This window comes from Streptomyces sp. NPDC019396, assembly GCF_040632375.1.
GTDB lineage: Bacteria > Actinomycetota > Actinomycetes > Streptomycetales > Streptomycetaceae > Streptomyces.
On sequence record NZ_JBEYBS010000057.1, the window covers coordinates 1 to 9,400 of the forward strand.

General features: G+C 62.9%; 8 protein-coding genes and 1 pseudogene. 1 reads left to right on the forward strand and 8 read right to left on the reverse strand.

The features are described from left to right. Nucleotides 1-96: 96 nt before the first annotated feature. The 6 genes and pseudogenes from ABZ532_RS30835 to ABZ532_RS30860 all read right to left on the reverse strand — a co-directional run. Nucleotides 97-375, reverse strand: a pseudogene (locus ABZ532_RS30835) (transposase family protein); the annotation flags it as partial. 621 nt (nucleotides 376-996) lie between these two features. Next, entirely contained in the window at nucleotides 997-1,530 is a 534-nt protein-coding gene (locus ABZ532_RS30840) for a transposase family protein (protein ID WP_361291147.1), read from the reverse strand. A 440-nt stretch (nucleotides 1,531-1,970) separates the two neighbouring features. Further along, nucleotides 1,971-2,909, reverse strand: a complete 939-nt coding sequence (locus ABZ532_RS30845; RefSeq protein ID WP_361291129.1) for a sugar phosphate isomerase/epimerase — start codon at nucleotides 2,907-2,909, stop codon at nucleotides 1,971-1,973. Beyond that, nucleotides 2,894-3,997 carry a Gfo/Idh/MocA family oxidoreductase gene (locus tag ABZ532_RS30850; RefSeq protein WP_361291150.1) on the reverse strand — a complete coding sequence of 368 codons (1,104 nt, stop codon included), beginning with the start codon at nucleotides 3,995-3,997 and terminating at the stop codon, nucleotides 2,894-2,896. Before ABZ532_RS30850 ends, ABZ532_RS30845 begins: the two co-directional genes overlap by 16 nt. Nucleotides 3,998-4,062: 65 nt before the next feature. After that, nucleotides 4,063-4,839 (reverse strand): ThuA domain-containing protein, encoded by a 777-nt coding sequence (locus tag ABZ532_RS30855; protein WP_361291132.1) that lies wholly within the window; start codon nucleotides 4,837-4,839, stop codon nucleotides 4,063-4,065. Continuing rightward, nucleotides 4,836-5,939 (reverse strand): Gfo/Idh/MocA family oxidoreductase, encoded by a 1,104-nt coding sequence (locus ABZ532_RS30860; RefSeq protein ID WP_361291135.1) that lies wholly within the window; start codon nucleotides 5,937-5,939, stop codon nucleotides 4,836-4,838. The genes ABZ532_RS30855 and ABZ532_RS30860 overlap by 4 nt, the downstream gene beginning before the upstream one ends. A gap of 658 nt (nucleotides 5,940-6,597) precedes the next feature. Here ABZ532_RS30860 and ABZ532_RS30865 point away from each other — a divergent pair. After that, nucleotides 6,598-7,551, forward strand: a complete 954-nt coding sequence (locus ABZ532_RS30865) for an ROK family protein (protein ID WP_361291138.1) — start codon at nucleotides 6,598-6,600, stop codon at nucleotides 7,549-7,551. A 421-nt stretch (nucleotides 7,552-7,972) separates the two neighbouring features. Here the strand turns inward: ABZ532_RS30865 and ABZ532_RS30870 are convergent, their stop codons facing one another. Further along, on the reverse strand, nucleotides 7,973-8,719 hold the full coding sequence (locus tag ABZ532_RS30870) for a hypothetical protein (RefSeq protein ID WP_361291141.1): 747 nt from the start codon (nucleotides 8,717-8,719) through the stop codon (nucleotides 7,973-7,975). 119 nt (nucleotides 8,720-8,838) lie between these two features. Further along, nucleotides 8,839-9,243 carry a Rieske (2Fe-2S) protein gene (locus ABZ532_RS30875; RefSeq protein WP_361291144.1) on the reverse strand — a complete coding sequence of 135 codons (405 nt, stop codon included), beginning with the start codon at nucleotides 9,241-9,243 and terminating at the stop codon, nucleotides 8,839-8,841. Between the last annotated feature and the right edge of the window lie 157 nt (nucleotides 9,244-9,400).

A 9,400-nucleotide genomic window follows, 5' to 3' on the forward strand; every position in this document is an offset into this window, starting at 1 on the left:
GGAACCGGCCCCACGACGTTCACCTCGAAGACGCCGACCCTCTCGTCCCCAGCTTTCCCGAACCCGAAAACATGCCAGTTACTTGACGCGGGACAGGGTCATGGTCGAACGGTCCACCTCATACAGCAGGGCCAGGACGGCATGCGGCAGGTCGTGACGCAGGTGGATGAGCGTGGCGACCAAACGGTCCACGAACACCAGCCGATGACGGGCGCCGGCTCCCGGCGCCCGTTTCCTCGCCCCGCCCCGCGCCTGGTGCCGGCGACCTTCGACGCTGGCCGTCCACGGCCCAGCCAACTCCGCCACCAACGTTGACAGATGACTCTTCGAGACACCCGTAAACAACGGATGCGCCAGAACCACCCGATCCACCATGCCCTTCACCAACAGAGCATGCCCACCCGCTATCACGCACCAACTCGTTAAGCCCTGAGCGAGCACGAGAGCTGCTCCAGGGTGCTTTAAAGTAATGCCCCGCCGTTTATCCGCTACTTCCCTGGTTGGCGCCCCGGGCGAATGACGAGACTCGAGTCTCTCCTGGAATTGGCTCGAACTCATAGGAGTTACCGCGAATGTGGAATTGGGTGCCAGCCTCCACGCGCATTCGCTCTCGTCTCGAGGCGGGGTCTCGCATCGACTACCGAAGAACCCGATGTCCGGCGGGGGCTAAACCGAAGCGGAACCGCACGAAAGATGTTAACGCCGATACGGGAAGAGATGCTGTTCTCCCGGGACTTCGTCGTTCGTGGCAGCGCCGGCTCGCTTCTCAGGGACCGGCGTACCAGCAGGGTCACGGCGGATTTTCCCGCGCTGGGGCTGTCGCAACGTGATCAGCGGAGGCTCGGCGAATACTATAAAGGTCGAGCTTCGAACCCGACGACGAACAGATCGCCCGGTGCCGTTCCAAGTTGGACATCGTGGATGTGACGAAGCGTTCCGGCTAACGAGCTCGTGCACGGTAGGCGGTGACGTCGAGGGTTTCGGTGGGACTGGTGCTCACCTTTCCCGTCGCGGGTCCAGGTCCGCGGTCTGCTGGTGAGAGAGCAGGCTGGCGACTGCTTGGACAGTGTCGCTCATGTGCTCACGGCGGCCGAGGTGGCGGGCCAGTGCTCGCCAGTTCTTGAGGTGAGCGATCCCGTGCTCGACGCGGATCCGCCTGGAGGAATGCGCCTTGCGCTGTCGCTCGTACATCTCCTCGTACCAGTCGGTGGCGTTCTTCTTGAACTTGCGGTGCGGTGGTGTCATCACGCGTCCGCCGGTCTGGGAGCCGAGGCCCTGGTAGCCGGCATCGGCAAGGATCTCGACCGCTGGGCCGTCCGCCAGGAGCCTGACCAGCCCTGACTGGCGGGCATGGGTGATGTCCGCGCAGCTGCCTGGCCTGGCTGGGCTGCAGAACAGCACCCGCCCGCTCTGATCGGTGAGGACCATGGCCTTGACGGCGTTCTGCTTGTTCTTCCCGGAGATGAACTTGTCCCGGTCCTTGCGTCCGGTGGCCGGCCGCCGGACCCGGATCTCGGTGCCGTCGATGATGCTGACCTGCCCATGGCGCCGAGGTGGTCTATGACTTCAGCCAGTGTTCGCAGCCGGACGCCGGGACTGCCCCCCGCTCGGCGAGCATGGGCCGTATCTCGCCGATGGCCCGGGGTGATAGCGGAGCGGTCCACTCCGACCCAGCAGGCCAGCACATCGTGAGTGGCTCCATGGCGGAGAAGGATGAGGGCGGCCAGGAGCCGGTCGACGAACCAGGGATACCTGCTCGGCCGTGTGCCTTCGGCCCACGGAGGCGCATCGGCGCTTGGGCGCTCCCGTGCGGGCTTGCGGTTTACGGTGTCTCCGCTGAGGCCAAAGCATGTTGGCCAGGCTGGGTGCTCGCAGGGCAGAGTCTGGTTCCGGCGTTTCTGAGGACGGTGGCTGAACTGATGGCGGGTAATGGACCTGGGGTGCCCGGGTGCTGGATCCCCTTGGCGTGCTCAGTGCACCATCAAGGGGCGCAATGTGCGGTGGGCAATGCGCAGCCCTTGCGTAGTCTGCTGTGGATTCCCAGTCCAGATGGGGTCCTCGTGTTCCACGCACAGAGCCCCTGTGAAGCCGTGCTCGTAAAGCCGGTCGACAACCTTCGCCCAATCCACCTGGCCAAGGCCAGGGACCCGGTAGCGCCACCAGCCCATGTCCCAGGGATTGTCGCCCTTCATGGTCTTGCCGAAGAAGCCGTACCGCTGGCGTGTGGACGAGTCGACTTCCACGTCTTTTGCCTGGGCATGGGCGATCCGGTCGGCGTACCGTGCAATGGTGGGAACCGGGTCGATACCGATCCACGTCAGGTGTGAGGGATCCCAGTTGAGGTAGAGGCCCAGGCCGAACATCCACTCCCACAGTTCCGGGGAGTATGCCAGGTTTCCGGGATATCCGTCGGGATGCCAGCCTTCCATGACGCAGTTCTCGATGACGAGCTTGACGCCCCGTTCACCGGCGTAGTCCACGAGCGCTGGAAAGATCACTTCGGCGTCCGAAAGATTTCGCGCAACGGACTTGCCAGGGTCGCGGCCGATGAAGGTGCCCACGCATGGGACCTTCAGCGCGTAGGCGGCGTCGATGGTGTGCCGCAAATGCGCGTGGATCTCACGACGACGTTCGGGGTCGGGATGCAGATTGTTCTCGTAGTAGCTCAGTGCCGAGAACGTCAGACCATGTCGGGACTGCAAAAGGAGCGTCTCCTCCTGCTCGGCAGGGCCGAAGTCGGCAACAGGCAGATGGCTCGCCTCGAAATCGCGTCCGCCAGTCCTAGGCCAGCAAGCGATCTCCAGAGCGTCGTAGCCGGCTTCAGCCGCCCAGGTGGCGATGCGGTTAAGAGGCCACTTGGGCAGGCAGGCGGTGAACATTCCCAGCTGCATAATCAGACCTTTGTCCATGAGCTGTCGTGTGCGGATGAACGCAGGACGGCGTCGATCAACTGCACCGACCGGAGACCGTCCATGAATGTCGGCAAGCCTTCCGGCGTGCCGCCGTCAATAGCTGCGTAGGTGTCGGAAACGAAGGCCTCGAAGCAGTGAGCGTAGCCCTGGGGGTGTCCGGCGGGCAGCACCGACAGCCGCCGCTGCTCGGGCGAGCCCTGGCTTGGGTCACGGAGCAGAATGCGGGCGCCATCGGCGGTGCCCACCCAGGCAGTTTCCGGGTTTTCCTGGTCGAATACAGCACTAGCTTGGGTACCGTCGAGTTCGAACCACAGGCGGTTCTTCCGGCCCGCTGCGACCTGCGAGATAGTGGCTGAGCCCAGAGCGCCTCCGCCGGTGCGCATGAATACAAGTGCAGCATCCTCGGTGCGCACAGGCAGGCAGCGCTTCTCCTCGGTGTTGCCGCCCGAGGAAGAGGAGCTGGTCGCAGGTCGCTCAGGTACTGCGACGGTGGTGGTGGCCACGACCTCGGTGAACCGTTCACCGCTCACCCACTCCACCAAATCGCACCAGTGAGAACCGATGTCAGCGAAAGCGCGTGAAGGACCGCCCAGGCTGGGATGGACACGCCATCCGGACACCTGAGGAGAAAGCATCCAATCCTGGAGGTAACTGCCGTGCAGCAGAATCCAGTCACCAAACTCTCCCCGGATGCGTCGCTCACGCAGTTCTCGCACGAGCGGGTGGTAGCGGTAGATGAAGGGGACGGTGGCCACGAGCCCGGACTGGGCTGCGGCAACCGACATACGGTGGGCTTCTTCGAGGGACACCGCGAGTGGCTTCTCGCAGATGACATGCTTGCCTGCCTGCAGGGCCGCCTGCGCGTAGGATGCATGGAAGGCGTTGGGTGTGCAGATGTGGACTGTGTCCACGCTGTCGTCGGACAGCGCTTCGTCGAGGCTGGCGTACGCTCGGGTGGCCCCCCAGCGACGAGCGATTTCCTCGGATCGCCCCGCAGAGGAGCCCAGAGCCCCAATCACCTCGGCGCCTGCGGCGAGTGCTGCTCGCCGGTGTACCTCTGCGATCATCCCCCCAGCGCCGAGGATGGCTACCCGGCGCCGAGGGCGTTGTGTGGAGACGGGGACAAGGGCGTCGTAGACGCTATGGGCATTCACGAGGGGCTGCCTTCCGCCTGACTGTCGGAGCAGAACCAATGGGCGGGGATGTTGCGAACCTCAGGCATGGCTCGGTCACGGGCCGCGCCGACGCACCACCGGATACCGTTGGCCAAGATCCGCTGGATCTCGAGCTGGTGGTAGACCGGATACGCTTGGTCTCCCGGGCTGAAGTAGAAAATCCGGCCTTTCCCTCGGGTGAATGTAGCTCCGGATCTGAACACTTCCCCGCCCTGAAACGAGCTGATGAACAGCAACTCATCGGGCTCCGGGATGTCGAAGAACTCGCTGTAGCATTCCTGCTCCGGAATGATCACAGGGCTGGGTATGCCCTGGGTGATCGGGTGGGCAGGCGCGACGGTCCACAGCAGCTCGCGTTCGCCTTCGTCACGCCAGTTCAGTGCGCAGGTGGTCCCCATCAGGCGGATGAAGATCTTGGAGAAGTGCGCGGAGTGGAGCGCCATGAGACCCATGCCACCGAGTACGTGGTTGTGCACGCGCTCGACGATGTGGTCCTCGACCCTGTCATGGGCGATGTGCCCCCACCACACCAGGACGTCGGTGCGGTGCAAAACCTCATCTGTCAGCCCGTGCTCCGCATCGTCAAGAAGCGCTGTCGTGATGACCGCGTCCGGGATCTGGCTGAGTATCGCACTGGCGATGGCACCGTGCAGACCTTGCGGGTATATGCGGCTGATGTGAGGGGGGTCCTGATGGGCTTCGTGGACGCCCTCGTTCCAGACGGTGACGCGAAGGGCAGATGTGGAACTCACGTGAGCGTGATCTCCTTCTGCTCCACAGCGGACTCGTAGCAGGCGTCGATGACGCGCATGCGCTCCAGATGCAGGGAGCCGTCGTGCGCAGGCCACTGATTCGGCGTGCGTACGACTCGGACGAAGTTCTCCACGACGCCGGCGTGGCCGGTGCCTGGTTCGGCCTTTGGCGTGTAATCTACAGGCTTGCCGTTCAGGTCCGTGAAGATGGACAGTTCCGCCACTGGCGTTTCGGTGGCTCCCACAGCCTTGAGCTCGGCTCCGCCTTCGGTGGCCAGCACGCTGAAGTCAATGAGGTCGATCGGGTCACGGTAGCCGGCCCAGCATGTCTCCAGCACAAGCGTGCCCCCGTTGGACAGCCGCATGAAGGCGGCAGCGAAGTCTTCCACCTCGCAGGCTGCTCCAGGCAGGTCGGCCGTCACTGGACCAGCCCCGCCGATGCCGCGTGAACCCAGCTCGTTGTAGGTCACGGCGGTGACCGATGTGACCTGTGGATCGGCCAGGAGGAAAAGAGCGTAGTCGAGGACGTGCACACCGATATCGGCCAGCGGACCGCCCCCGGCCAGTTCCCGGCTGGTGAACCAGCCGCCGAGCTGCGGGATGCCCTTGCGGCGCATCCAGGACGCTCTCGCGTAATAGGGTCGGCCCAGGTCACCGCGCCGCAGCACTTCGCCCAGCGCCTGCACGTCTCCCCGCAGCCGGTGATTGAACGCCACGTCGAGCACTCTCCCGGCCGACCGGGCCGCGTCGACCATCAGCTGCCCTTCGGCACCATTTCGCGCGATGGGCTTCTCACTGAGGACATGGATGCCCCGCTTGAGCGCGGCGATGGCGATAGGCGCGTGCAGAAAATTGGGAGCGGCGACACTGACAGCATCCAGGTCAGCCTCGTCGAGCAGCTGCTCCCAGCTCTCGAACAGCCCGTCGATGCCGTGTTCCCCTCCAAGTGCATGCAGGGTGTCAGGCTCCTTACCGGAGAGTCCGACGACTTCCACACCAGGAAGAGCTTTGTAGCCCAGGAGGTGCTGCTGGCCCGCCCAGCCCAGGCCTATGACCCCCACCTTGAGGGGCGGCTCGAGGGTTGCATTCACATCGATCACTGGATCACCTTTCGGGCATGACGAACAAAATCCCGGCGCAGTCGGACGGGTACGGACTGGTGCGCTACGCGCACCGCGGCCGACGGGGGCTCGCCCCGCGGACCGGCCAACAGCCGGTCGGTGTGGCCTTGTACCGCGGTCAAAGGTCTCGATGCCCCGCAGTCGGGCACCGATGAGCGCGTGACGTACCGCGGCTGGCGACCGGTTAACGCTCCTGCGTGCAGAGCAGAACGACTCCTCTGCACTTCATTCAGCAGCTTCGTCCGATCACCCACGGTTCAGGCGTGTTCGACCTTAAGAGCGGCAACTTTACGACGGCAAGAGGTCTAGATTGTTTTCTTGTCAGTCGATAATGGAGCCATTAATGCCTAGGAGATCCGTAGTGAAGTGGAAGCCGGTCCGTCTCGCCATACCCCACGCCTCCGGGCGCGCGGACGGACAGCTGGTCTGCAGCTCACTCGCCCAACTGGTTGCCTCGGGCGTCGCCGACAACCGGGTCGCCCTTGTGCGCGCGACGGGACTGGCCCGTTCCACGGTCAATCATCACCTCAACGCACTCCTGCAGGCAGGGGTCATGATCGAGTGCGGACCCAAGACCGCCGAAGGACGAGGCCGGCCCGCACACCTCCTGGCATTGGCCCCACGCGCTGGAGTCATATTGGCCGTTGACGCCGGACCGCACAGCACCCGCCTGGCCGTGGCCGACCTAGGACAGAACGTTCTCGCCCACCGGCATATGCGCCTGGACCTACGTCTTGGCCCCGAACACGCACTGGACGAGATCACCAAGGCACTGTTCGCGCTGCTCGCTGATGCATGTCTTCCGGCGACCGCCGTGAAAACCATCGTCATGGGACTGCCCGGCCCCGTAGACTCCCGGACCGGCCGGCCCGTGCGGCCACCGATCATGCCGGGGTGGGACGGCTTCCCCGTCGGCGACATCATCAGCGAACGCTTCTCCTGCATGTCCCTCGTCGACAACGACGTCAACCTCATGGCACTTGGCGAAGCACGTGCACTCCCCGCGGACCAGGCTCCCCTGCTTCTGATCAAAATCGGTACAGGCATCGGCGGGGGTCTTATCTCAGCCAGCGGGGAACTGCACCGCGGAGCAGACGGAGCAGCCTGCGATCTCGGGCACATCCGAGTTCCCGGGGCCGACAACGTGGTTTGTCGCTGTGGCAACGTCGGATGTGTGGAGGCCATCGCCTCAGCTGAAGCAGTGCTTCAGCGACTGCGCGCAGATCACCCGCAACTGACCGATATCGAAGGCCTCGCCCGCATGCTCCGCGAATCACACCCGACAGCTGTCCGGCAGGTCCGCGCCGCAGCAGCGGTCCTCGGCGAAGTGGTGGCAACACTCGTGCACGTCTACAACCCCCGCCGGATCGCCCTCAGCGGACTCATCTGCGCCGCCAGCGACGATGTTCTCGCCGGCGTCCGCGGTGTGGTCTACCGGCAAGCACTCCCCCTCGCCACCCGCCACCTCACGCTTGCACAGAGCCTGCTCGGGGGCCATGCAGGTCTCGCCGGCGGGGTCGTCGCCGGCATCGAGATGGTTCTGGCACCTCCCGGCATTCCCAAACTGCTGGGCACCGTCACCGCGATGTAAAAGGGAAGCTCTTCACCGCCTCACACTACCTGCAACGCCACTACGGTGACGATTGAGACACCCCTGCCCGCCACACGCCCTGCTGGGCGCGGACCATACCTCCGATCGCGCTCCGTACGGCAGAAGCTGGGAAGGGCAGTCCTCTCCCGCAAATAGCCGACTCGCCACCGCGTCTCCGGCCCAGAAGCTGCAACCGCTGCGATCGCGCAGCTCCTTCCCCTATTCCGCGCGCCTCCCACAACCATGCAAGCCAGCCTTCTGGAGTCGGCAGAGCCTTCCAACATTGCAACAGGCCATGCCGGGCCCCACTCGACGGTCCCCCTCGCTTGCGGTTCGCTTTCGCCAGTTGGACTTCCCGCCTTCCCGAAATGCGTACCATGCTAGAGCTGGACTCCGGACAAGGGAGGTACCAATGCTCGACTCATCCTGTGGCGCGCATTATTGTCATGCCCAATGCAAACTTGTTTCGCTGCAAGAAGTAAACCGGCGCATAGTAGTAGCATCCGCTACGGAATTCCATAGGCTGATCAGGACATGGATATAGAGGATCCTTAGAAAGCTTGTCCTTGGCGAGTTTCGCCACGGCTTTCGGGTCGCTTTCATCCGGCTCGAAGAGCTGCATGAAGATGCCTTCAGAGCAGCTTGTCACCATTCTTCCGCTTGGGAATTTGCTGCACAGCTCTTCCGCATTTTCTATATTCAAACCCGAGACAAACATCGCGCCGTGGCCGATTCCATGCAGGCACGAATTCGTCTGCTCCGGGGCACATAGTTCTATCACGTCGGATTCGGGATCATTACTTTTCCGTAGCTTCTCTTCAACAATCCCATGAAGATACCCAGAGCCGCATACATCACTGCGAAACTCTGAAACCTTCTTGAAGTCGCCCGCGTATTTAGCAAGTGCCGCGTGGCCGAGCTCATGGGCTACGGGGTGGCAAAAGCGCGCAACGTCAGGAAATGCCCTTATTGTGGCATCCAATTGAGCCAGGGCCTTTTCCGGGCCGGTTTGCTTAAGGTCGGCGACCAGCTGTTTGGTAAGACTCACCCTGGTCCACATGTCAGATACAGATTCTTTTGAGGATGCACTTATTTCAGGAGATGCGGAGGCATTTGGAGTAGAAGGGGTGGCCAGGGGTACGTTGTTGGTCCAGTCCGTGGTCGCCATTACCGCGAAAGCTCCCAGGACGAACATGAATGCAACAGCAGTAATAGTTGCTAGCCGCATAATATACTCTCTCGCTCAGAAGTGCATTACAGAAAACCTGGCAAAGCTGGGCGCATGGCTTAAGTGGTTTCCTTGTCGCTAATCAGAAGGTCTTTTCCGACACGTTGAATACCGTAACGAGCTAGACCCTTCGTTGCCGGACCCTGCAGCAGCTCACCCGTAGCGGCATTGAATCGTGAATTATGGCAAGGGCAGACAAACTGTCCGTCTTGCGGAGGGTTTACACCGCACTGGGCATGCGGACAGATGGAGGAGATAGCATGGTACTGCCCCGCCTTAGGCTGTAGCACATATATGACCTCGCCGGTTTTTGGATCAGATGATTTTGCCATGCCCCCCACTGGAACTGAAGCCGCAGGAACTTTTGCTATGGCTGTCTTTTTGGAGCTTCCTCGCCAGCCTTCACTTGACGCTGCGCCGATCGGCGCTTCGGCTGTTCTCCTCGCGATGGCGCCGGCCGTCATACCTAGACTCACAAGGCTGACCGTTGCAAGGGAACGCTGGATAAGTGCGCGCCTACGTGCGAGTGTCGCGCGTCAGACTTTGTGGCAGGGCTCGTTTCTTGCGGGCTCTGCTGATCTTGAAGGAGTCTGATCGTTCATGGTGAGGCCGCCGGTGCTT

Coding starts and splice junctions, on each gene's coding strand:
- ABZ532_RS30870 (WP_361291141.1), bottom strand. CDS start 8,719: ATGGCGACCACGGACTGGACCAACAACGTACCCCTGGCCACCCCTTCT.
- ABZ532_RS30845 (WP_361291129.1), bottom strand. CDS start 2,909: ATGGACAAAGGTCTGATTATGCAGCTGGGAATGTTCACCGCCTGCCTG.
- ABZ532_RS30875 (WP_361291144.1), bottom strand. CDS start 9,243: ATGACGGCCGGCGCCATCGCGAGGAGAACAGCCGAAGCGCCGATCGGC.